Raw genomic sequence first — 22,708 nt, 5'->3', positions numbered from 1 at the left:
CGCGAAGTACCGGAGGGGTCCTGGTCAAGCGGGTCCCGTGGTCGAGGAGTTTGTAATGGTGCGCGGCACCGTGAAGTGGTTCAACGCCGACAAGGGCTACGGTTTCCTGGCTGTCGACGGCCCGGACGACGTCGACGACGTGTTCGTCCACTGGAGCAAGATCGTCTCCGACGGGTACAAGACGCTGGAGGACGGCCAGCCGGTCGAGTTCCAGATCGTCGACGGTCCGAAGGGCCGCGAGGCGGACACCGTCACCCCGGTCTGACGCCACCCCGGCGTACCCAGGTTTCCGGTCGGCACGGAGCGTCGGCAACCGATAACCTGTCGTCTCACCGTGTGAGGGGTGGGTACGTGACAGAGCCGGTACATGTGATCCGCAAGCTCGAGCAGGCGCTGACCGACGACGACTTCGCCTGGTCGCTGCTGCTCGTCGGCGAGGACCAGACCGACAAGCTCGCCACGCTCACCGGTGACCTGCGCGGACCGTACTCGAAGACCGGCGACGGCAAGCAGATCACCTCGGGGTTCTCGTACTGGGGCATCGGCCCGACGATCGCCTGGGCGAACGCCACCAACGACCCGTTCTACCTGGTCATGAAGGCCGGCGCGGAGTCGTTCCTGCGGCACTGGCGCAAGGTGCTCCCGCATGTCGTGAACGGCGGCTTCCACCTGGTCAGCCTCGGTGTCGGCACCGGCGTGAAGGACCGCACGATCCTCGGTGACCTGCGCCGGAACAAGCGGGACATGTTCTACATCCCGGTCGACATGAGCTCGGAGATGCTCCGGATGGGCACACTCGAGCCCGTCCGGGGCGCCCGGTTCCCGATGTCGCAGGTGCTGCCGGTCCAGCTCGACTTCTCGATCGCCGACAACATCGACGAGCTCGGCCAGATGCTGGCCCGGCTGGTCGGCAAGGACCCGATCCTGTTCACGCTGACCGGCAACACGCTGGCCAACTTCGAGAGCGACGAGGAGCTGCTCAGCACGCTGACCCGGGTGCTGCGTCCGCAGGACCGGCTGCTGCTCGAGGTCGCGACCACGAGCAGCCTGGACCAGGAGGCGGCGAAGGCGGCCGCCGACGAGTACCACCAGACCCGGGCCTTCGCCGAGTTCGTCACCAGCGCGCTGCGCTACAACACCGACCTGACCATCGACAACGACCGGATCGACTTCCGCGGCGAGGTCGAGACCGACGACGCCCTCCGGGTGAAGATCGTCTGGCAGAACAACACCGGTGAGCCGATCGTGATGGGCCTGCCCGACCACACCGAGGTCGTGCTCGACCCGGAGGACACGATCCTGCTCTACACCACCCGGAAGTTCTCCACCGAGCGGCTGAAGAAGCTCACCACCGCCTGCGAGCTGACCCCGATCGAGCACGCGCACTCGGTCTTCAAGTACGCCCGCAGGCCGAGCCCATTCGGCCTCGACCTGCTCCTGCTCGCGCCCGGCACCGTCGACGGCACCACCGCCACCACCCTCGCCGACGACATCTGGTCGACATGACCTCAGCCGTCGCGCGCTGGACGGCGTACCGGCGAACTGTCGTGACCGCGGTCAGCTACGGGCTGCTCGCGCTGGCGTTCGTACTGGGCGTGATCTGGTTCATCTCGCCCAACAACGCCCGCTGGGAACCGGCCGTCAACTCGCTGACGCTGGTCGCAGGCCTGACCGGCATCTTCGTGGAACGGCTGACCGCTGAGGCAGAACGGCGTACGGAGGTGCTCCGGGCGGTAGCGAACGAGTTGCAGGAGAACACGCGGCTGCTGGGCGACGAGCGGTTCTCGCCGAAGGCGCCGACCACCCGGCAGGTGTACCCGCGGCTGGTCGTGTCCGCGGTCGACCTCGCGCTGGTCTCGGGCGCGCTCGGGCTGCATCGCGACGCCGAGCTGGTCGATCTGCTGCACCGCTGGCGGGACACCGTGCACCTGTTCAACCGCCGCCTCGACCTGACCGAGATCAGCACGTTCTCGAACACGATCTCGTCGGCCGAGCTGGAGGCGTTCCACCGGGCTCTGCATCGGGAGAACAGCTACTTCGCGGCCACCCGCGCGATGCTCGAGAACCTGCTGACCCGACTCCCCACGCCCTAGCGGCTGCGCCAACGAACTCTTACGGCTGAGGCCGTAACTGGAGCATTCGCTGTCAGTAGGAGCAAATCCGCGTGAGTGGTTGACTTGGCGACACCGTGAGGGCTTCACTTTCGGACAGGACCGTAAATACGGCACCCCCGGAGGCATCGGATGCGATCTGCCCGCTCGCTCATCACGGTGGTACTCGCCGCCGTTCTCGTCACCACCCTGACCACGCCCGCCCAGGCTTCTCATCACCCACCGACCGGAACGCTCGTCTCGCTCGGCACCCCGTTGTCCGATGTACTCCTGATCGGAGGCACCGTCGCACCCGGCCCGAACGGGAAGGCGGCGATCTGGAACGTCTCGACCGGCAGTCCGGCGTACCTGAACGCCATCGACCCGGCCACCGGCGCGAGCCTGCTCTCCGCGGCGCTCCCCGGCGCCGACGGCAGTTACGCGGTCGCCGCGACGCCGGACGGCACGATCTACGTCGGCACGTACAACAACGGCCACCTCTACCGCCTCCGCCCCGGCGGCACCGTCGAGGATCTCGGCCGGCCGATCGCCAGTGAGACCTTCATCTGGCGCATCACGACCGACGACCAGGGCAACGTGTACGGCGGCACCTTCCCGAACGGCAAGGTGTTCCGGTACGACGACAAGACCGGCGCCGTCCGCGACTACGGCACGGTCAAACCGGGCCAGACGTACGTCAAGAGCATCGACTACGCGGACGGCAAGATCTATACGGGCTCACTGCCCGACGCGCACATCATGGAGGTCGACGCCACCACCGGCGCGATCACCGAACTCCCGTCACCACCGGGGCTCGGCGACCCGGCGGACAAGGTCGTCTACGACCTGAACGCCCGCGGCGGCCGGGTGTACGCCCGGGTCAGCACTGCGTTCCCAGGTCCGCTGTACGTCTGGGACATCGCCTCGCGCACGTGGGTCGACGAGATCCCGAACGCGCACGGCCTCGACATCTCCCCGGTCGGTGCGGACGGATCGCTGTACCTGATCCAGGCCAGTGAGCTGAAGAAGTACGACCCGGCCACCAAGACCCTGACCGGGACCGGCCTGACCTTCACCGGCCGGATCCAGAACGCCCGCGCGATCGGGTACGCCGAGCTCGGCCTGCCCGACTACCCGGGCACGAGCGTGGTCGGGACCCTCTGGCGCGGCGAGGAGTTCCGGTACAACCCGCAGACCGGCAAGTCCGAGATCTTCCAGACCCAGGTACGCCGCGAGCCGATCGAGATCCTGTCCGTGGCCGGCGGGAAGGACAACATCTACGCCGGTGGCTTCCTCAACGGCGGCGTGTCCGTGGTCAACCCGACCACCGGCGCATCCACCTTCAATCGGTTCTCGCAGGTCGAGGCCCTGATGGAGGGGTCCGACGGCAAACTGTGGATCGGCGCCTACCCCGAGGCCCGGCTGTACTCCTACGACCTGACCAAGCCCTGGAGCAGCCCGGAGTACTCCCCCGGACCGCCCGGTACGCCGGACAACCCGACGCTGGCGCTCAACCTCAAGACGGACCTGCTCCAGACCCGGGCCCGGGCGCTGGCCGAGGTGAACGGGAAGATCGCGGTCGGCACCGTACCCGACGGAGACCGGCTCGGCGGCGCGCTGGTCATCTACGACCCGAAGACCGGAACGGCGCAGAAGTACCGCAACGTGGTCCAGGACGAGAGCGTCTTCGGCCTGACCGCCCGCCGCGGCATCGTCTACGGCGGTACGTCGATCGTCGGCGGACTCGCGACCACACCGCCGACCCGGGATGCGGGCACCGTGTTCGCGTGGGACGTTAAGAAGGCCAAGAAGCTCTGGGAGACCGTTCCCGTGCCGGGTGCGGCCACGGTTTCGTCGGTGACGATCGGCCCGGACGGGCTGCTCTGGGGCGTGGCCGGCAAGACCGTGTTCGCGGTGGACCCGAAGTCGGGCAAGGTGGTCAGGTCCTTCGTACTCGGGACCACGACCTCGAGCGGCGACATCGTCGCGACCCGGGAGGCGGTCTACGTGAGCATCGACCTGAACAAGATCTACCGGATCGCGCCGGGGAAGAAGCAGGTCCCGACGCTGTTCGTCGAGCACGCACACCGGCGGCTCGGCGTCCGTGGAGATCACCAGCTGCTGCTCACCAGCGGCTCCGAGCTGTTCCGAGTTGATATCAGCCGTTGACAGCCGAAATTCACCCCGGCTACTTTCGGTCCTGACCGTTATTCGGTCTCCTACTTTCCGGCCCTGACTTCCGGACACCCTGGGGGTGGCAATGAGATCCACTGTCCGCCGCATCGCGGCACCACTCACGGCGCTCGTACTGGCCGCCGCACTCTCCTCGTGCGGCGGCGGCTCGGACGACGCCTCGGACACGGCCAAGAAGACCGTCACCCTCTGGATGTATCCGGTGATCGGTGACCAGGCGACAAGTGACGCCTACTGGAAGAAGGTCGAGACCGACTTCGAGGCGGCCAACTCCGGGGTCGACCTGAAGATGGAGGCCCAGACCTGGGACGCCCGGGAGCAGAAGATCGCGGCCGCGTTCTCCGGCAAGAAGGGCCCGGACGTCCTGCTGATGATCCCGGACCAGATCCCGCAGTACGTCGCCAACGGGTCGCTCGAGCCGATCGACGACATCGTCACGCCGGAGAAGGACAAGTTCCTGCCGGCCGCGGTTCCTGGTCTGACCGTGGACGGCAAGGTCTACGGTGCGCCGATCTATCACACGGTCACCACGGCCATGTACAACAAGACGGTTCTGACCAAGGCCGGGATCAGCAAGCCGCCGGAGACCTGGGACGAGATCAAGGCGGCCGCGCCGAAGATCAAGGCGGCTGGGTTCTCCACGCTGGACTATTCCGCCTCACCAGAGGCGACGCTCAACCTGAACTTCTACCCTCTGCTCTGGCAGGCGGGCGGGAAGGTGTTCGCGGACGACGGCAAGTCGGTCGCGTTCAACCAGGCTCCGGGTCTGGAGGCGCTGACCTTCCTGAAGACGCTCTGGGACCAGGGCGATATCCCGAAGAGCGGTCTGAGCAACGGGAACAAGGTCGCGGACCAGCCGTTCGGCAAGGGTCAGGTCGCGATGGCGATGACGGCCACGCCGGCCGACGCCGCCACCGTCGCGAAGACCTGGGGTGCCGCGAACGTCGAGCTCGGCGCGCCGCTGACCGGTAAGAAGCAGGTCGGGTACGGCATTCCCGGTGGGCTCGTGCTGAACGCGGCGTCGGAGAACAAGGACGCGGCGAAGAAGTTCCTGTCGTTCATGATGCAGCCGGCGCAGTTGGAAGGGCTGAGCAAGGCGTCCGGGTTCTTCACCCCGCTCGCCGGAGCGAAGCCGCCGACGACCGACGCGAACGCGACCAGGTTCGCCGACGCACTCCAGTACGCGTTCCCCGGTGAGGCGAACCCGTCCGCCCGCCAGGTGATGTCCTTCCTCAGCACCGAGATCCAGGCCGTCCTCACCGGCAAGAAGCAACCCCAACAAGCCCTCGACGACGCCGCCAAACAATCCAACGACCTCCTCGAGAGACAACGTTGACCAACGCACGCCAAACACCAGACCAGGCCACGGGTCGGGCGGGACCCGTGGCCGCCCACCCAACCTCGACCTCCGGCCCGGGAACGGACTCCGGTCCCGGCACGGGTGCGACCTCCGGCCCGGGAACGGACTCCGGTCCCGGCACGGGTGCGGGCTCCGGCACGGGTGCGGGCTCCGGTCCGGCGGGCTCCGGTCCGGGCGGTCCGTCGTCTGGTGGTGGATCCCGGTTTTCCTTCCTGCGTGCCGCGTCGCCCGCAGGGCGGCGCGGCACGCTCAGAAGGCCGTGGGTCGGGTTGTTGTTTGTTGCGCCGATGCTGGTTTTGTTTTTGGTGTTCCGGCTGTTGCCTGTGGTTGGGGCTTTGCTGCTCTCGTTGACCGACTACCGGCTCAGCGGTAAGTGGTCGTTCATTGCCTTTGACAACTACAGCCGGCTGCTCTCGGACAACCTCTTCCACGAGAGCCTGCTGGTCACCCTGCTGTACACGGTGATCTTCGTCCCGCTGACCATGCTCCTGTCGCTCGGAACCGCCGTACTCCTGCACCAGGTGATCTGGAAGCGCGGCTTCTTCCGCGGTGTGTTCTTCCTGCCGTACGTGACCAGCATCGTCCTGGCGGCAGTGATCTGGAAATGGATCTACGACGTACAGGACGGCCTGCTGAACTCACTCCTCGGCCTGATCTCGGTCGGCCCGATCGACTTCCTCGGCCAGTCGGGATCCGTCCTGCCCTCCATCGCCGTCACTTCGGCCTGGAAGGGCTTCGGCTACTCGATGCTGATCCTGCTCGCCGGCCTGCAAGCGGTCCCGAAGTCCTACCTGGAGGCGGCCATGATCGACGGCGCCACCACTTGGCAACGGTTCCGCTACGTCACGCTCCCGCAGCTCCGCCCGATCCTGTTCTTCGTGCTGGTGATCGAGACCATCGGCGCGTTCCAGGTCTTCGACGCGATCTATGTGATGACCGGCGGCGGCCCGGTCCGCTCCAGCTACTCGCTCGTCTACTTCCTGTACGACAGCGCCTTCAAGTACTTCGACTTCGGTTACGCCAGTGCGATCGGGCTCGTCCTGTTCCTGATCGTGCTGATCGTCTCGCTCGTGCAACGACGACTCGTCGGGAGGGACGACTGATGGTGAACGTACTCGAGCGCCCCCCGGTCGAGGAGACCAACGACACCCATGCCGTCGGCAAGCGCCCAGCCGCCCGGCTGACCCTGCCGACGCTCCTCACGCTGACCGCGATCGTCACGATCCTCCCGTTCGCGGCGATGGTCCTGGTCGCGTTCGCACCACCCAGCGGCCAGACCTTCCCGGGCGCGCTGAACCCGGCCAACTTCACCCTCGAGAACTTCCAGAAGGTCCTGTCCAGCTCGGACATCCCCCGCTGGACGGTCAACTCGCTGATCTACTCGCTCGTGTCGGTCGTCTGCGTCCTGCTGTTCTCGTCGATGGCCGGGTACGCGTTCGCGAAGAAGAAGTTCCCCGGCCGGGAGTTGATGTTCTGGGCGTTCCTGGCCACGCTGATGGTCCCGTTCCAGGCGACGCTGATCCCGTCGTACATCCTGGTCGCACGCCTCGACTGGGTGGACAGCTACTGGGGTCTGATCGTGCCCACGCTGGCGAACTCACAAGCCGTGTTCCTGATGCGCCAGTTCATCAGCCAACTCCCCGACGAACTCTTCGAAGCGGCCGAGATCGACGGCGCCGCCGAGTGGCGCATCTTCACGATGATCGTGATGCCACTCATCCGCCCGGTGCTGGCGACGCTGGGCATCTTCGTTTTCCTCTGGCACTGGAACGACTTCCTCTGGCCGCTGGTGATCGGCCAGTCCGGCAAGATGCAAACCCTCACCGTCGGCCTCGCGACCCTCCAGACCCAAGCCGTCCCGATCAACCAGATCATGGCCGGCGCCACCATCACGGTAGTCCCCAGCCTCCTGGTCTTCGGCCTACTCCAGCGCTACCTGACCGACAGCATCGCCATGTCCGGCCTCAAAGCCTAGGGCTGATTGTCAGGTCGTCGGTGGGGTGCGGTTGAGCATGGTGTGCATTTCTTGGCCGTGGACTGTCAGGGACCAGATGACGAGGATGTCGACGGCCATCATGATCGTGGACCAGATCGGGAACGCCGCGAGGAAGGCGACGTTCACCAGCAGGCTCAGGACGGAGAGGACGACGCCGACGATCCGGCCCCAGAGGCGGCCGTTGAGGAGGGCGATGCCGGCCGCGACGACGAGCACGCCCAGGCCCAGGTGGATCCAGCCCCATCCCGCGTAGTCGAGGTGGATGGTGAGGCCGCGTGGGGTGACCAGGTAGTAGTCGTCGTCGAACAGCGCGATGAAGCCCTGGAAGGCGTGGAACATGCCGAGCACGATCATCATCACGCCGGCGAAGATGATCCAGCCGATCCAGCGGCTCGGCCACTCGGGGACCTCGACCTCACCGGGGACAGGCGGCGTCAGGTGCCTTCCCCGGGGTGACTCGGCGTCGGTGTCCACCACTTCATCATCCGCACCACCGACTCACCCGGCCTCATCCGTTGTGGGGGACAACGATGCCCGCCGGGCGCGGTACTCGCTGACCGGGTGGTACCGGTCGTAGAGCATGGTGAGGATGCTGACCAGGAACACGAAGAACAGAGTGTCGGTCAGTGGCAGGTCGTCGTCGCGACGTTGGAGCAGCAGCTCGGCAACGACGACCAGTACGACGTTGATGGCGAAGACGGCCGCGAACGAGATCCAGGCGGAGTCCCAGCCGTACCCCCGCCGGACCGACCAGAGTCCGATCGCGGAGTTGAGTACGACGAAGACCGCGATGCCGAGGAACAGCTCGAGATCGTTGGCCTCGACGCCGGGCAGGACCCGTCCGTAGATCACGCTGATCAGACCGATCAGGAAGATCTTCTCGACCGACGCCATGTCGAAGACCTTCCGGTGCGCGGCCTGGTAGGCGACCCGCTCGTCAGCCTCGTCCATCTCGACCGGCAGCGGGTCCGCCTTCAGGCGCAACGGCCAGTCGGGCGGACTCAGCCGCGGCACGACGACGAACCACAGCACCGCACCGAGAGCGAGTACGGCGACCACCAGGGCCGGCAGGAACCACGGCACGTCCCGGATGGTGTCGGTCAGGTCCAGCTGGGCGACGTGGATCCAGGTCTCCTGCGGCAGCTTGACGAAGATCCAGATCCCGGCCGCCACCAGCATCCAGAACTTGAGCCCGTAGCGCAGCGGGTTCCGCCGGGCGCGGACCAGCTCGTAGGCGATGAAGAAGTACTCGAACGTGTTCGGGAACACCAGCAGCAGGAACCTGAGCCCGGTGAGCTCGAAGACCACCACCCCGATCTGGCGGTAGAAGAACAGGAAACGGCTGACCTGGACAGCCCCCTGGTTGGTCCAGTTGCGCAGGCTGGCCAGGTAGGCGATCGACAGGTAGAAGACGTCCATCGCCTTGTCGTAGCTCTGGTAGTTCGGCGGGTCGTAGCCGAAGGTCTGGAAGATGGTCTGGTCGACGCCGTCGAGCAGCAGACAGCCGATGATCGCGGGCAGTGGATACCGCGGAATCAGCAGCGGCAGCGCGAACCGCGCCAGTACGACGCTCCAGAACACGACCTCGACGCCCATCCGGCCCCTCTCCCTCGCCGCGCTCCCCTGATCCTCGCCCAGCGGGCTCGTCGGACGCTAGGCGTGGGCCGGTACGGACGCTTCACCCAGGGCGGGTGATGCCGCGGGGCGGGATGTCCGGGATGTTCGAATCCCCTGGTCCGGCGGGTAGGGAGGTGACGAACCATGCCCGAGGCCCCTGACGCTGCGCTTCCGCTGGACGCCACTCCGGCGGTGCCTGATCCGTGGTCGCTCCCGCGCGGCGTGGTCGTCCTGCTCGGGACCGCCGGCGCGTTCATCACCGCCGCCGGGCTGCGCGCCTTCGGGGGAATCGCCGGCCCGATCTTCCTCGCTCTGGTCCTGACCATCGCCGTCAGTCCGTTGCGCCGGCTGCTCATCCGGCGCGGCGCCCGGAAATGGGTCGCCGGACTGGTCGCGCTCCTGGTGGTGAACGCGCTGTTGCTCGGGCTGGCCGCCGCCCTGGCCTATTCCGTCGCGCGGCTGGCCACTCTGCTGCCGTCGTACCAGAGCACGTTCGGGCAACTCGTCGGCGACGTACGGGGCTGGCTGTCCGAACTCGGGATCGGCAATCAGGAGATCCAGCGAGCCCTGCAGGCGCTCGACCTCGGCAAGGCGCTCAACCTCCTGCAGAGCTGGCTGACCGGCCTGCTCGGGGTCTTCTCCGATCTCGGCTTCATCGTGGTGCTGCTGTTCTTCATGGGCCTCGACGCCAACGGTTTCACCGAGCGCCTGACCGACGCCGCGAAGGTTCGGCCCGGGATCACCACCGCACTGGCAGGCTTCGCCCGCGGTACGACGCGCTACCTGGTCGTCTCGACCGTCTTCGGACTGATCGTCGCTCTGGTCGACGTCGCGGTGCTCTACCTGCTCGACATCCCACTGCCGTGGCTGTGGGGTCTGCTCGCCTTCATCACCAACTACATCCCGAACATCGGATTCTTCATCGGGGTCGTCCCGCCGGCGCTGCTGGGCCTGCTCGCCGAAGGTTGGTCGACCCTGGTCTGGGTGGTGGTGGCGTACTGCGTGATCAACTTCGTCTTCCAGTCGATCATCCAGCCGAAGATCGTCGGTGACGCGGTCGGACTGTCGACCACGCTGACATTCCTGTCGCTCGTCTTCTGGGGCTGGGTGCTCGGTCCGCTGGGCGCGATCCTCGCCATTCCGCTGTCGCTCCTGGCCAAGGCGCTGCTACTGGACGCCGATCCGTCCACCCGCTGGGTGAGTGGACTGATCTCCGGTGCCCCGACGCCGGCGCACGAGGAGGAATCCGAGCCCGCCCCGGAGCCCGAGCCCGAGTCCGACTAGCTGAGGTTGCCGAAAGCTTCGATCGAGCGGAGTACGTCGGCCTGGGGCATGCCCGGAGGCTGGATCCGGAGGATGATGCCGTCGGCACCCATCTGCTCGTAGTGGGCAATCCGGTCGGCGCATTCGGCCGGCGAGCCGATGACGCTGCGGGCGGCGATGTCGTCCCAGCCCTGGGTGTAGCGGCTCGCGTCGGCGGAGGTGCGTTTCCAGCCGGTGTAGGCGTCGTACAGGTCGCGGAGCGGCTCCTCCAGCGCATCCCGTGCGTCCTGGGACGTGGGCGCGCAGAACCCCTCGCGGCAGATGATCACCTCGGCCCCGAGCGTGCCCTCACCGCGCGGGTAGCCCCGGTACTCGGCGATCTTGTCCGGCAGATCCGCGTCGAGTTCGTTGAAGGACGTGGTCCAGCCGTCGCACATCCGCGCCGTACGCTCGAGCATCGCCGAGACCCGGCCGCCGTTCCACAGCTTCGGGCGCGGCGACTGCACCGGCCGCGGGGACAGGAACGCATCCCGGATGCTGGTGAACTTCCCGTCGTACGTCACCGACTCCTCGGTCCACAGCCGGGTCAAGATCGTCACGCACTCCTCGAACCGGGCGACCCGCTCGGCTTGCGTCACGCCGTACAGCGCGAACTCCTCCGGCCGGTACCCGAGCACGAACCCGGCGGTCAGCCGCCCACCCGACAGTACGTCGATATGCGCCAGCGTCTCGGCCAGTACGACGGGGTCGTACAGCGGCGCCACGATCCCGGCCGTGGCGATCCCGATCCGCTCGGTGTGAGCCGCGATCCAGGTCAGCGAGGTGAGGATCTCGTGGTAGCCGGGCCGGTGCAGGTGCCTTTCGCCGAGCACGATCCACTCGAAGCCGGCCTGCTCGGCCAGTCGCGCCTGCTCGACGGCGTCGGCCAGCCGCGGCGGTTCGCCGGGGGTGCCGTAGCCATTCAGATAGAGACCCAGCCGCATCGGGGTGCCACCTTCCGTTGACAGGGAGCGCTCGCGGTATTTACGGTCTTGACCGTAAATGCTTTCCGATCAGAATGCGACCCTAGGAGCCGGAATTGAGTGTTGCATCGCATCCGGTCGGGTTGCCGACCGGGCCAACCCCCGCCGCGCCGTCGAGCCCGATCAGCGCGATCAAGACCCGCGTGGTCAGCGCCCGGTATCGCCGGCCGTTCCAGATCAGCAGCGGGATCAGCACCGAGCTGATCAGCCTGGTGGTCGAGATCCACACCGCGGACGGTGCGATCGGTATCGGCGAGACGTCCCCGATGACGGCGTACACCGGCGAAACACTGGCCGGGGTGACCGCCGCGATCGAGGAGCACCTCGCACCGGCCCTCATCGGCCGTGATCCGCTCGACCGGGCCGGTGCGCACGTCCTGATGGACACCGTCCTGCGCGGGCAGCAGGTGGCCAAGTCCGGGCTCGACATCGCCCTGTACGACCTCGCTGGGCGACTCAGCGGCTGGCCGGTGCACGCACTGCTCGGTGGGAGCGTCAGAGAACGTGTACAGACCACCTGGGTCGTGGGCCTCGGAACACTCGACGAAATGGCCGCAGAGGCCGCGGAGTACTCCGCCAGAGGCTTCCAGCACCTGAAGGTCAAGGGCGGCCAGGACCCGGCCAAGGACCTCGAGCTGGTCCGTGCGGTCCGTTCAGCCATCCCAGCGGACGCAGAGCTCTGCCTGGACGCCAACGAGGGGTACGACGCAACCACAGCGCTCCCGTACCTCGCCAAAATGACCGAGGCCGGTCTGACCCTCCTGGAGCAGCCACTTCCCCGCTGGGACCTGACTGGACTCGTGCGGCTGCGTGACCGGCTCGACGTCCGCGTAATGGTCGACGAGAGCATGCACTCGTTGCACGACGCTCTGGAGATCGTGCGGCGCGGGGCGGCCGACGTACTGAACATCAAGATCCTCAAGGTCGGCGGACTGCATCGCGCGCTCCAGATCGCGAACGTGGCCGAGGCTGCCGGGCTCGCGGTGAAGGTAGGCTCGATGCCGGAGCTGGGGGTGGCCACACTGGCCGCGGTCCACCTGGCTGCCGCCGTACCGGGCGCCACCGTCGCGGGCGACTTCGTCGGGCCGCTGATGGTCGACGAGGACCCGCTGGCTCCGAGTGTGTTCGCCGACTGCGACGGCTGGATCGACGTACCGAAGCGCCCGGGCCTCGGCCACGACGTCTGAGAGGTCACCCATGCACGCACTGATCGAGAAACTCCGCGGCACTGTGCTCCCCGCGGTCGTCACGCCGATGGATTCCGAGGGTGTCGTCGCGTACGACGCTCTGTCCGCGTACGCCGGTGCTCTCACGGCAGCGCCCATCGGTGGGATCGCAGTGTGGGCCCACACCGGGCGAGGGCTGTACCTGTCCGCGTCAGACCGGTCCAAGGTCCTGGAGACGTGGCGGTCCGCCACGGACGTGCCCATCGTCGCGGGAGTTGGCGTACCGCGGTCTCAGTCCGCGCAGACGCTGCAGGAGGCGGCAGACGCGACTGTGGCGATGGCGCTGCAGGCTGCTGCGGGCGGTGCGGACGCAGTGATGGTCTATCCGCTCGCTGCGCTGGGAGACCTGCCGGACGGAGACGCTCAGGCTGTTGCGCTGCACGAGCGGGTCGCAGCGGAGAGCGGGCTGCCACTGGTCGGTTTCTACCTGCACGGCGAGGCCGGCGGGTACCCGTACTCCCCTGCACTCATCCGGGACCTGCTGGGCCTGGACTCCATGCTTGGCGTGAAGACTGCAACGCTGGACCGCGCTATCGGGTGCCAGGACGCCATCTGGGCTGGGCGTGGCACCGGGAAGCTGCTGATCACTGGCGAGGACCGCATGTACGGGCCTTCGTTTATGTGGGGCGCGGATACCGCCCTGGTCGGGATCGCGGCGGCTCAGGTCGCGCTGTCTGCCGATGTGCTCGCGGCGTGGACCGCTGGTGACCACAGTGGCTTCTTGACGGCCTCTGAGCGGCTGGACCGGTTCGCTGCCGCCACGTTCTACGCGCCGATCGAGGGGTACGTGCAGCGGATGCTCTGGGCGGCTGTGTGGGAGGGGCTGCTGCCGGAAGAGGCGTCGTACGACCCTTATGGACCGTCCTTGCCGCCTGGCGAGCGGGATGTGGTCGTCCACTGCCTGGAGGACCTGCGCGGCTAGGCCGGCCGTGAGGTGGCGCGCTCCCTCCCTCGCTCCACCACACCGGCGCCGGCTCGACCGCCTCAGGGATGGCGGTAATTGTGGTCTTGACCGAAACTAAAAGAGGCAGGCGTGAACGTCAAGGCCTTTGCAGCTTCCTGCGCTATTCTGCGAGTTGAGGGCCAGACCAGAAGTCGATGAGCTGTCCCAAGGTGCAGAGGAGTCCCGTGCAGACCCTAAGTGCGGTGGCCTGATGAGCGTCACGGTCGGCGTCGTCGGCCCGGAGGACCTGGTTCAGCGCGTGATCCTGCTCGGCCCGCCGAGCGGCGCGACCCTCCTCCCGCTGCCCTACCGGCACGAGACCGAGGCCGTCGAACTCGTCGAGCAAGCACAGGAGAGCGTCGACGCACTGCTGTTCACGGGCGTGGTGCCGTACACGATCGCCACCGAGGCCGGCGCGATCAACCGGCCCGCGATGTACGTCTCGTACGACGGAGCCACGCTGCTCCGGGCGTTGGTCGAACTGCTCCGGCTCGGTCACAACGTCACCCAGTTCTCCATCGACACGCTCCGGCGCAGTGAGGTCCTGGAGACGCTAATTGAGGCCAAGCTGCCGACCGACCAGATCCACGTGCTGCCGTACCGGCCCGGGCTGACCTCGGACGACATCGTCGCGTTCCACCGGGCCGCGCGGGACAAGCACGACACCAAGGTCGCGATCAGCTGCCTCGGTTCGGCCTTCCACCTCCTCGAGAACGAGATGCCCTCGGTCCGCCTGGCCCCGTCGCGGTACTCGATCCGCTCCACCCTGCAGGCGCTGGTCCTGACCACGACCGGTCAGCACGTCGGCGACGCACAGGTCGCGCTCGGCGTGATCGCCCTCCCCGAACCGGACGACGCATTGGCCGGTGACCTGATCACGCTCGGCGGCAGCCTGGCCGCGCTGCCCGACGGCCGGCATCTCGTCGTCACCACCCGCGGCCTGCTCGAGCAGGCCACCGAACAGTTCAGCCGGATGCCCTTGCTCGACAGCCTCGCGGCCCGGCACAGCACGGCGTACGTCGGCTTCGGCGTCGGCCGTACGGCGGCAGAAGCCGAAGCTCTCGCCCGCCGCGCCGTCAGCCGCGCGGAGTCCATCGGTACGGTCGCCGGCGTCGTGTCGATGTCCGACGACGTAGAGATCGTCATCGAGCCCTCCGGCGACCAACCAGTCACCACCCGAGGCCCCGAAAGCCTCCCGCTGCTGGCCCGCCGAGTAGGCCTCAACACCCAAACTCTTGCCCGCATGCGCGAACTCACCGCCACCCTCCCCGACGGCCTCACCACCCAGGACGTAGCCGACCACCTGGCCGTCCAACTCCGCACCGCCCGCCGAGTCCTGAAACGCCTCGAACGAGCCGGCCTAGCCGCCCCCACCGGCACCCAACAACACGGCCGAACCGGCCGCCCACCCACCGTCTACCTCATCCGCCTGTAGAAGTCCCCAAGCGAGAGCTTCAAGTGGGTTGTGGGGTTGACAATCGGGGGTGGTGGGAGCTGTTTGGAGTTGGGGGTGGGGGAATTATGGACAGTTATCCGACTGCAGGTGTTGCTACGGCTGAGGTTGCGGGGGTTACGCGCATTCTCAACTGTTTGCCGTCGCCCGAGCAGGAGAACGACTGGGGGTACCGGACCGCGGACGAAGCCGGTCTGGTGGCTGCGGCTCAAGTGCCCAAGTCGATGGATCTTCGCGACGACTCCTGGTGGGAGATCGGTGATCAGAAGTCGACCGGATCGTGTGTCGGCTGGGCGCTGGCGGATTCGGTACTGCGTTGGCATTTCGTACAGGCCAGCCGCATCGACAAGGCCGACAAGATGTCCCAGCGCTTCATCTGGATGGCCGCGAAGGAAACCGACGAGTCGGTGGACCGCCCGACGACCTTCATCGATACGAGCGGCACCTGGCTGAAGGCGGCCCTTGACGTCGCCCGCAAGTGGGGCTCGGTCCGCGAATCGCTCCTGCCGTTCGAACCGACGACCCTGTACGGCGGCCCGACGGCGACCTTCTACGCCATCGCCGCGCAGTTGAAGATCGCGTCGTACTTCAACCTCGGCCGAGACCTGGCCGACTGGCGCAAATGGATCGCCAACGCCGGACCGATCCTCGTCCGCCTCGACGTCGACTCCACCTGGATGAAGGCCCCCAAGGGCAAACTCACCACCTACAAGCAGCCCGCCGAACCTGCCGGCCACGCAGTAGCCCTCGTCGGCTACACCAGCACCGGCTTCATCGTCCGCAACAGCTGGGGCACCAACTGGGGCGACAACGGCTACGCCTACGCAACCAACGCCTACACCAAAGCCGCCTTCACCGAGGCCTACGGCGCAGTCCTCTAACCCTCACCACATCGGCAGGCCGCAGCTCGGGTGGGGAGGATCTTGCCCCCAGAACGGCACAAGATGCTCCCCAATCCACCCGGCGGGCGGCGAAGGCAGCCTGAGGTCTACGGCTGGATTATGGTGACGCCGGCCGGGGTGGCGGTGGAGAGGGCGGCTAGGGCGACGGGGGTTTCCTCGAGGGAGATCGTGCGGGTGACCAGGTCGGCGGGGTTTAGGTTGCCGGTGGCAACTAAGTAGAGCATTTCGGGGTAGGCGTGGGCCGGCATGCCGTGGCTGCCCAGCCATTCGAGTTCCTGGCCGATGAGGCGGCTGACGTCCAGGTGGACGCCGGACGGGAGCAGGCCTACCTGGAGGTGGCGGCCTCGGGGGCGCAACGCTTGCAGGGCTTGCTGGACGATGTCGTTCGAGCCCAGGGCGTCCATCGTGACGTGGGCTCCGCCGAGGGCGTGGATCTCGTCGACCGTCTGCGGTGATGCGGTCAGCGTGTCGGAGGCGCCGTACGAACGGGCCAGCTTCAACGCATCCGGATTCGTGTCGACGGCGATCACCCGAGCGCCGAGGGCCGCAGCGATCATCACGGCGGACAGCCCGACCCCGCCGCAGCCGAAGATGACCACGTTCTCCCCAGCCGCCACCCGGCCGACCTGGCGGATGGCGCGGAATGACGTGGCGAAGCGGCAACCGAGGCCCGCCGCAGTGGCGAAGTCCAACGAATCGGGCAGCCTGACCAGGTTGACCGAGGCGTACGGGACGGCGACGTACTCGGCGAAGGAGCCCCAGTAGGTGAAGCCGGGCTGCTCCTGCCGCACGCACACCTGCTGGTCACCGGCAAGGCACTGCTCACAGGATCCACACGCACAGATGAACGGCGTCGTGACCCGATCGCCAACCTGCCAACCCTCGACACCCGCACCGAGAGCAGCGATCGTCCCGGCCAACTCGTGTCCCGGCACATGCGGCAGCACGATGTCCGAGTCGTGCCCCATCCACCCGTGCCAGTCACTCCGGCAGAGCCCCGTCGCCTCGACCCTCAAAACCACGGAGCCAGGAGCAACAGCAGGCTCCGGGACCTCCTCCACAACGGGCAGTACGCCGTACTCCGAAACCACCACAGCGCGCATTCCGGCACCCTAACCGACGCAGAACTCGTTGCCCTCCGGGTCCAGCATGACGATGTGGCCCAGTACGTCGGGACCGTAGAACTCCTCCCGCACCTGCACAGCACCAAGCTCCACCAACGAGGCCGCCTTCGACCGCATCCGGTCCGCAGCCGCCTCATCGCGAACGGGCCCGGCGACCCGGATGTCGATGTGGAGCCGGTTCTTGGAGGTCTTCGGCTCGGGCACCCGGAGGAACCCGATCGCGGGCCCGACGTCGTCAGGGTCCACGATCGAGGCTCCGTCCGGGTCGTCGTACCCGGGCTCCAGGATGTAGCCGAGCGCCGCCGCCCAGAAGTCCGCGAGCCGCTGCGGCTCGGCCGCATCCGCACCGATAGTCCAGTTCGTCGCCATGCAGGCGACGGTAGTACCTATTCCGGACGATCCGCGCCCGGATCAGCCGCCGGCGACGGCCGGGATGATCGAGATCTGCCCGCCGTCCTTGATCGCCGTCTGCAGCCCGTCGGCGAACCGTACGTCGTCATCGTCGACGTACACGTTCACGAACCGGCGCAGCTCCCCGGAGTCGTCCAGCACCCGGCTCTTGATACCGGGGTACGAACCGTCCAGCGAGTCCAGCACCTCGCTCAGGGTCGAGCCCTCGGCGGAGACCTCGGAGACGCCCTGGGTGTAGGGCCGCAGGATGGTCGGGACGCGAACGCTCACACTCACTGCAGGCCTGCCTTCACGAAGGCGTCGTACGACGCGGGAATGGTCACCTTGGGGCCGACCCGGTCGGCCACGGCGTCGAGCGTCTTCAGCCCGTCGCCGGAGTTGATGATCACCGTCTCGGCCTCGGGGTCGAGTTGGCCGGTGGCGATCAGCTTCTTCAACGTCGCGACCGTCACGCCGCCCGCGGTCTCGGCGAAGATGCCCTCGGTCCGGGCCAGCAACTGGATGCCCTCGACAACTTCCTCGTCGCTGACATCCTCGATCGCACCACCGGTACGGCGAGCAACGTCGAGCACATACGGTCCGTCGGCCGGGTTGCCGATCGCGAGCGACTTGGCGATCGTGTCCGGCTTCACCGGCTTGACCACGTCGTGGCCGGCCCGGAACGCCTGGGCCACCGGCGAGCAGCCGGTCGCCTGAGCGCCGTAGATCTTGTAGTCGGTGGCGTCGACCAGGCCGAGCTTGCCGAGCTCGGTAAAGCCCTTGTCGATCTTGGTCAGCTGCGAGCCGGACGCGACCGGGATCACCAACTGCTGCGGGATCCGCCAGCCGAGCTGTTCGGCGATCTCGAAGGCCAGCGTCTTGGAGCCCTCGGAGTAGTACGGCCGGACGTTGACGTTGACGAACGCCCAGCCCTCCTCCTCACCGGCGATCTCGGAGGCCAGTTTGTTCACGTCGTCGTAGTTGCCCTCGACGGCGACCAGGGTCCCGCCGTACACGGCGGTGGTGATCACCTTCGGGCGCTCGAGGTCGTGCGGGATGAACACGACCGAGCGGATGCCGGCCCGGGCGGCGGCCGCGGCGACGGCGTTGGCCAGGTTGCCGGTGGAGGGGCAGGCGAAGACCGTCATGCCGAGCTCGCGGGTGGCGCTCAGGGCGGACGCGACCACGCGGTCCTTGAAGGAGTGGGTCGGGTTGCCGGAGTCGTCCTTCACCCACAGCTTGCGCAGGCCGAGCTCGCGGGCCAGGTTCTGCGCGTCGACGAGCCGGGTGTAGCCGGGCTCGGTGTTCGGGAAGCTGGCCACGTCGACCGGGACGGGCAGCAGTGGCTGGTAGCGCCAGATGTTCTTGGGACCGGCCTCGATCTGCTCACGGGTGATCGTCGGGTACTCGTATCCGACCTCGAGCGGACCGAAGCACTCCATACAGGCGTAGAACGGGCCGAGTGGCGACTTCGCCCCACAGGCGCGACAGCTCAGGTGCGTACCGTTGCCGAAGGCACCTTCACGGATCGTGTGGGTGGTGGTGGCCAGGCTCATGAGTGAGGTTCCCCTCTCATCTTCCCCGCGAACACCGGATCTCGGCGGCGGGACGGATTTGGCACCGTTCCACCGCGAGGCGCCCCGGGCGGGGGCTCGACGGGGAGGGTTGCCGGGACTTCAACGGGCCGTTTCCCTCAGTCCCTCTGGATGAGCTCCTCCGACATTACCCAATCGGGTCCATATTGTGTCTTCCGTTCCCACCATCCGAGACAGCCGATCTCAGCTGCGGCGACGCTCACGGAAGGTACGGCGGTACGCCGACGGCGACGTGTGGAGCTGCTTGGCGAAGTGATGCCGCAGCGTCACCGGGGTCGCGAACCCGGCAGCCACCGCGATCTCCTCCACCGGCGCATCCCCGGTCTCCAGCATGCTCAGCGCCGCCTGTACCCGCTGGGCGATCAGCCACTTGCCGGGCGTCGTACCCGTGGCTTTCGCGAAGTGTCGCAGATAGGTCCGCGGCGACAGTCCCGCCTGCTTGGCCAGATCCGGTACGCCGATGGGTTCGGCGAGGTGCTCGAGCGCCCAACCAAGACTCTGGGCGACCGAGTCGTCGCCGGCGTCGGGCGGCACCGGGGATTCGATGTACTGCGCCTGCCCGCCGGACCGGTAGGGCTGGATCACGAGTCGCCGCGCAACCGCGTTCGCTACGGCCGCGCCGTGGTCCTTGCGGACCAGGTGCAACGCGAGGTCGAGCCCGGCCGCGCAGCCGGCGCTCGTGAGTACGTCGCCTTCGTCGGTGTAGAGCGGATCCGGATCCACCACGACCTCCGGGTAGCGCTCGCGCAGGAGGTCGGCGTACCGCCAATGGGTGGTCGCGCGGCGACCGTCGAGGAGGCCGGCGGCCGCGAGCGCGAAGGCACCCGAGCAGATCGACACGATCCGGGCGCCACGGCGGTGCGCTGTCCGCAACGCCTCGATGAGCTCCGCGGACGTCTCGTCGCGCGGGTCGACGACGCTCGGGATAACGACCGTGTCCGCCGCGGCGAAGTCCTCGAGTCCGTGTGGGCTGCTGAGGGTCGCGCCGCCGATCACGCGGATCGGATCCGGGGTCTCGGTGCAGACCTTCAGCTCGTACCAGGGCTGGTCGATGTCCGGCCAGACCAGCCCGAACACCTCGATCACGATCCCGGCTTCGAAGGCCGTCATACCGTCGTACGCGAGCACCGATACGGTCTGCTGGGCCATGTCAAAATCTTAGCGACAGGCGTCGTTTACGCCACTTCTCCGTCGAGGCGCAGCCTCGGACGATGGACGTATGTTCACCGCACTGAAGGAGTTCGCCGCCGGAATCCACGCCGCCAATGCGATCCGCCACGGGATCCGGCCGGCAACGAGGGCGCTCAGCCGGCCCGATCCCGGCGTACGTCGAGCATCCGCATCAGCGGCGTCGCGGCGACACCATGAACAACCACGCTCAGTACGACGGTGAAGCCGACGGTCGCCCACAACCACGGCAGATCGGTGCCGAAGTCTGAACCGGCGTACGCCAGGTAGAACACCGACCCGACTCCCCGGATGCCGAAAGCGGCCGTCACCCAGCGTTCGGAGCGGCGCAGCGGGGTCCCGGCCAACGCGACCCATGCGGTCAGGGGCCGGAGCACCAGCACGAGTAGTAGTCCCAGGGCGGCGCCGGCGAGGGTGAGCGGCTTGAGCAGACCGGCCGTGATCGCGGACCCGAGGAGCAGCAGGATCCCCCAGGTGAGGATGTGTTCGAGCTGCTCGACGAACCCGTGCAGGTCCTCGTGGAAGTCGTGATGCCGTTCGGCCGCGCGGAGCGTCAGTGCTGCGACGAAGACCGCGATGAATCCGTAGCCGTGCAGTACCTGGGCGAGTCCGTAGACGCCCAGCGTCATCGCGAGCGCCAGCACCGGCTCACGCGAATCTGCCAGGCGGAAGGTGCGCGAGGGTGCGGAGAACGCCATCTTGCCGAGCAGCCAGCCGACGCCCAGGCCGACCGCCACACCGATCACGGTCCGCCCGACCAGGTCCCAGGCGAACCACTCGAGCGCCCAGCCACCGACCGCACCCTTGGTCGCCCCGAACACCGCCGCGTAGACGAACGGGAAGGCCAGGCCATCGTTCAGGCCGGCCTCGGAAGTGAGCGCGAAGCGGACCTCGTCGTCCTCTTCCGGCTCGGCTTCCGCACCCGTCGACGGGCCTTGCACCTGGACGTCCGAGGCGAGCACGGGATCGGTCGGAGCGAGCACGGCACCGAGCAGCAGGGCGGTCGCCGGAGCGAGACCGAGCAGCCAGCCTGCGCCGGCGACGGCGGCGATGCATGCGGGCATCGCGACCAGCAGGAGCCGCCACGTCACCTTCCACCGGTGCCATCCGATCGGGCGGTCGATGGCCAGGCCAACACCCATCAGAGCGACCAGGATCGTCAGCTCGGCGAGGTGCTCGGTGAGGCCGGATTCGACGATCGGACTGAGGTGGGACTGGTCGACGGCCAGGCCGAGGAGCAGGCCGGCACCGAGAAAACCGATCGGTGCGGAGACGGCGTACCGGCGGAGCAGACGCGGCAGGACGGCGCCGAGCAGCAGCGCCAGGCCTGCCACGAGATACAGGCCGTCCCCGTCGATCTTCATGATGGGAACCTAGTGCCCCGACTACCGCAGACGATGCGTCGCACCCGGGGTGTGAGTTGGCAACGATTTGCGCGGCCCATAGCGGGGATGCCGGTTCCCGGCCATCTCCAACAGCCGTTGCACCCGGAAGCGGTGACCGCGGTACGGCTCGATCAGCTCGGCGCAGCCGTCGTCGTCGAGCTCTTCGCCGATCAACGCGTACGAGACGTCGCGCGACACGTGATAGTCCGCGAACGAGAAGGCGTCGGCGTCGCCGTGTGCCCGCTGCCGGACCTCGGCCGCGGTCCACACGCCCACACCAGGCAGCGATCGCAACCGTGCCTCGATCTCGGCCGAGTCGGTCAGCTCCAGCGTCCGCTCCAACGCCTTGGCCCGGGTCGCCGCAGTCAGAACCACTCGCGATCGGCGGCCCTCAACACCCGCCCGCAACCACTGCCAGGACGGGATCAGCCGCCACTCCTCCGGCGCCGGCGGCACCATCAGCACGCGTCCTTCTGGACCGGTCGGGCCAGGCGCGGGGTCGCCGTACTCACGCAGCAGGACTCGCCACGCCCGGAACGCCTCCTTGCCGGTCACGACCTGCTCGATCCCCGCGGCCGCCATCGCCTCGAACACCGCCCGCGTCCGCGGCACCCGTACATCCGGGAACCGCCGGGCCGCATCCACCAGCGCCCGATGCTCCGGCAGCGGCTCGAACCCGTCCCAGCTGTCCTTCTCCCCCAGCAACTCCGGCACCCCGTCGAGCGCCCACTGCGCACCCGGACCCCACGCCTCCGCCTCGACAGCTCCGGCGTACGGCGTCAACCGGAGAAGCACCGGCCCCTCGGGCGTCCGGGTAGCCCGCCACACCGTCCGCCGCAGCGGGTCGAACACGTACGCCGGATCCCCTGGCCCCTTCCGCAATCCACCGATCACCGAGTGCGGATCTACAACCCGCCCAGCCCGCCAGACCCGCACCTCCGAACTCACCCGCCAAGTCTTA

23 protein-coding genes and 1 riboswitch are annotated in these 22,708 nt (G+C 67.7%); of the genes, 13 read left to right on the top strand and 10 right to left on the bottom strand.

What is annotated here, in order from left to right:
* Positions 1 to 55: 55 nt before the first annotated feature.
* The 7 genes from AB0L70_RS15770 to AB0L70_RS15740 all read left to right on the top strand — a co-directional run bounded on the left by AB0L70_RS15770 (position 56) and on the right by AB0L70_RS15740 (position 7,618).
* Positions 56 to 265, top strand: coding sequence for a cold shock domain-containing protein (locus tag AB0L70_RS15770; RefSeq protein ID WP_363684386.1), 210 nt, complete (start codon positions 56 to 58; stop codon positions 263 to 265).
* An 86-nt stretch (positions 266 to 351) separates the two neighbouring features.
* On the top strand, positions 352 to 1,506 hold the full coding sequence (locus AB0L70_RS15765) for an L-histidine N(alpha)-methyltransferase (protein ID WP_363684384.1): 1,155 nt from the start codon (positions 352 to 354) through the stop codon (positions 1,504 to 1,506).
* On the top strand, positions 1,503 to 2,093 hold the full coding sequence (locus AB0L70_RS15760; protein WP_363684382.1) for a hypothetical protein: 591 nt from the start codon (positions 1,503 to 1,505) through the stop codon (positions 2,091 to 2,093). The genes AB0L70_RS15765 and AB0L70_RS15760 overlap by 4 nt, the downstream gene beginning before the upstream one ends.
* A 150-nt stretch (positions 2,094 to 2,243) precedes the next feature.
* Positions 2,244 to 4,259: a hypothetical protein gene (locus tag AB0L70_RS15755; protein WP_363684380.1), complete on the top strand. Its 2,016-nt coding sequence runs from the start codon at positions 2,244 to 2,246 to the stop codon at positions 4,257 to 4,259.
* Between the two features lie 91 nt (positions 4,260 to 4,350).
* Positions 4,351 to 5,619, top strand: coding sequence for a sugar ABC transporter substrate-binding protein (locus AB0L70_RS15750; protein WP_363684378.1), 1,269 nt, complete (start codon positions 4,351 to 4,353; stop codon positions 5,617 to 5,619).
* 311 nt (positions 5,620 to 5,930) lie between these two features.
* Positions 5,931 to 6,746 (top strand): sugar ABC transporter permease, encoded by an 816-nt coding sequence (locus tag AB0L70_RS15745; RefSeq protein ID WP_363684376.1) that lies wholly within the window; start codon positions 5,931 to 5,933, stop codon positions 6,744 to 6,746.
* On the top strand, positions 6,746 to 7,618 hold the full coding sequence (locus tag AB0L70_RS15740) for a carbohydrate ABC transporter permease (protein WP_363684374.1): 873 nt from the start codon (positions 6,746 to 6,748) through the stop codon (positions 7,616 to 7,618). The genes AB0L70_RS15745 and AB0L70_RS15740 overlap by 1 nt, the downstream gene beginning before the upstream one ends.
* A gap of 9 nt (positions 7,619 to 7,627) precedes the next feature.
* On the opposite strand, the gene AB0L70_RS15735 is transcribed toward AB0L70_RS15740, so the two are convergent.
* Positions 7,628 to 8,113 carry a hypothetical protein gene (locus tag AB0L70_RS15735; protein ID WP_363684372.1) on the bottom strand — a complete coding sequence of 162 codons (486 nt, stop codon included), beginning with the start codon at positions 8,111 to 8,113 and terminating at the stop codon, positions 7,628 to 7,630.
* 24 nt (positions 8,114 to 8,137) lie between these two features.
* Complete coding sequence (locus AB0L70_RS15730) at positions 8,138 to 9,235, bottom strand: hypothetical protein (RefSeq protein ID WP_363684370.1); 1,098 nt, start codon at positions 9,233 to 9,235, stop codon at positions 8,138 to 8,140.
* A 165-nt stretch (positions 9,236 to 9,400) separates the two neighbouring features.
* Between AB0L70_RS15730 and AB0L70_RS15725 the strand changes: the two genes are divergently transcribed.
* Positions 9,401 to 10,540, top strand: coding sequence for an AI-2E family transporter (locus AB0L70_RS15725; protein WP_363684368.1), 1,140 nt, complete (start codon positions 9,401 to 9,403; stop codon positions 10,538 to 10,540).
* On the opposite strand, the gene AB0L70_RS15720 is transcribed toward AB0L70_RS15725, so the two are convergent.
* Positions 10,537 to 11,502 carry an LLM class flavin-dependent oxidoreductase gene (locus tag AB0L70_RS15720; protein WP_363684366.1) on the bottom strand — a complete coding sequence of 322 codons (966 nt, stop codon included), beginning with the start codon at positions 11,500 to 11,502 and terminating at the stop codon, positions 10,537 to 10,539. The two genes, AB0L70_RS15725 and AB0L70_RS15720, sit on opposite strands and share 4 nt — an antisense overlap.
* A gap of 95 nt (positions 11,503 to 11,597) precedes the next feature.
* Here AB0L70_RS15720 and AB0L70_RS15715 point away from each other — a divergent pair, with 95 nt between their 5' ends.
* The 5 genes from AB0L70_RS15715 to AB0L70_RS15695 all read left to right on the top strand — a co-directional run bounded on the left by AB0L70_RS15715 (position 11,598) and on the right by AB0L70_RS15695 (position 16,044).
* Positions 11,598 to 12,728 (top strand): dipeptide epimerase, encoded by a 1,131-nt coding sequence (locus AB0L70_RS15715; protein WP_363684364.1) that lies wholly within the window; start codon positions 11,598 to 11,600, stop codon positions 12,726 to 12,728.
* Between the two features lie 10 nt (positions 12,729 to 12,738).
* Entirely contained in the window at positions 12,739 to 13,689 is a 951-nt protein-coding gene (locus AB0L70_RS15710) for a dihydrodipicolinate synthase family protein (protein WP_363684362.1), read from the top strand.
* Between the two features lie 232 nt (positions 13,690 to 13,921).
* Positions 13,922 to 15,145, top strand: coding sequence for a hypothetical protein (locus AB0L70_RS15705; RefSeq protein ID WP_363684360.1), 1,224 nt, complete (start codon positions 13,922 to 13,924; stop codon positions 15,143 to 15,145).
* A 49-nt stretch (positions 15,146 to 15,194) separates the two neighbouring features.
* A complete protein-coding gene (locus AB0L70_RS15700; RefSeq protein WP_363684776.1) occupies positions 15,195 to 15,269 on the top strand; it encodes a hypothetical protein in 75 nt (24 codons plus the stop codon).
* A gap of 31 nt (positions 15,270 to 15,300) precedes the next feature.
* Positions 15,301 to 16,044, top strand: a complete 744-nt coding sequence (locus AB0L70_RS15695; protein ID WP_363684358.1) for a C1 family peptidase — start codon at positions 15,301 to 15,303, stop codon at positions 16,042 to 16,044.
* A 107-nt stretch (positions 16,045 to 16,151) separates the two neighbouring features.
* On the opposite strand, the gene AB0L70_RS15690 is transcribed toward AB0L70_RS15695, so the two are convergent.
* From AB0L70_RS15690 to AB0L70_RS15660, 7 genes are all read right to left on the bottom strand, one after another.
* Positions 16,152 to 17,168, bottom strand: coding sequence for a zinc-dependent alcohol dehydrogenase family protein (locus tag AB0L70_RS15690; RefSeq protein ID WP_363684356.1), 1,017 nt, complete (start codon positions 17,166 to 17,168; stop codon positions 16,152 to 16,154).
* Positions 17,169 to 17,177: 9 nt separating this feature from the next.
* Positions 17,178 to 17,558: a VOC family protein gene (locus AB0L70_RS15685; RefSeq protein ID WP_363684354.1), complete on the bottom strand. Its 381-nt coding sequence runs from the start codon at positions 17,556 to 17,558 to the stop codon at positions 17,178 to 17,180.
* 42 nt (positions 17,559 to 17,600) lie between these two features.
* On the bottom strand, positions 17,601 to 17,876 hold the full coding sequence (locus AB0L70_RS15680; protein ID WP_363684352.1) for a ubiquitin-like small modifier protein 1: 276 nt from the start codon (positions 17,874 to 17,876) through the stop codon (positions 17,601 to 17,603).
* Complete coding sequence (gene thrC, locus AB0L70_RS15675) at positions 17,873 to 19,135, bottom strand: threonine synthase (RefSeq protein ID WP_363684350.1); 1,263 nt, start codon at positions 19,133 to 19,135, stop codon at positions 17,873 to 17,875. Before thrC ends, AB0L70_RS15680 begins: the two co-directional genes overlap by 4 nt.
* Positions 19,136 to 19,148: 13 nt before the next feature.
* Positions 19,149 to 19,292: riboswitch (SAM riboswitch) on the bottom strand.
* Positions 19,293 to 19,357: 65 nt separating this feature from the next.
* On the bottom strand, positions 19,358 to 20,323 hold the full coding sequence (locus tag AB0L70_RS15670) for a helix-turn-helix domain-containing protein (RefSeq protein WP_363684348.1): 966 nt from the start codon (positions 20,321 to 20,323) through the stop codon (positions 19,358 to 19,360).
* Positions 20,324 to 20,478: 155 nt separating this feature from the next.
* Entirely contained in the window at positions 20,479 to 21,726 is a 1,248-nt protein-coding gene (locus tag AB0L70_RS15665) for a cation:proton antiporter (RefSeq protein WP_363684346.1), read from the bottom strand.
* Between the two features lie 21 nt (positions 21,727 to 21,747).
* Positions 21,748 to 22,695 (bottom strand): DNA-3-methyladenine glycosylase 2 family protein, encoded by a 948-nt coding sequence (locus AB0L70_RS15660; protein ID WP_363684344.1) that lies wholly within the window; start codon positions 22,693 to 22,695, stop codon positions 21,748 to 21,750.
* Positions 22,696 to 22,708: the final 13 nt, after the last annotated feature.

This window comes from Kribbella sp. NPDC051952, from assembly GCF_040680855.1.
In the GTDB taxonomy this organism is placed as follows: domain Bacteria; phylum Actinomycetota; class Actinomycetes; order Propionibacteriales; family Kribbellaceae; genus Kribbella.
The sequence above is the reverse complement of the archived record's forward strand: the minus strand, read 5'-3'. Positions and strand labels throughout refer to the sequence as shown.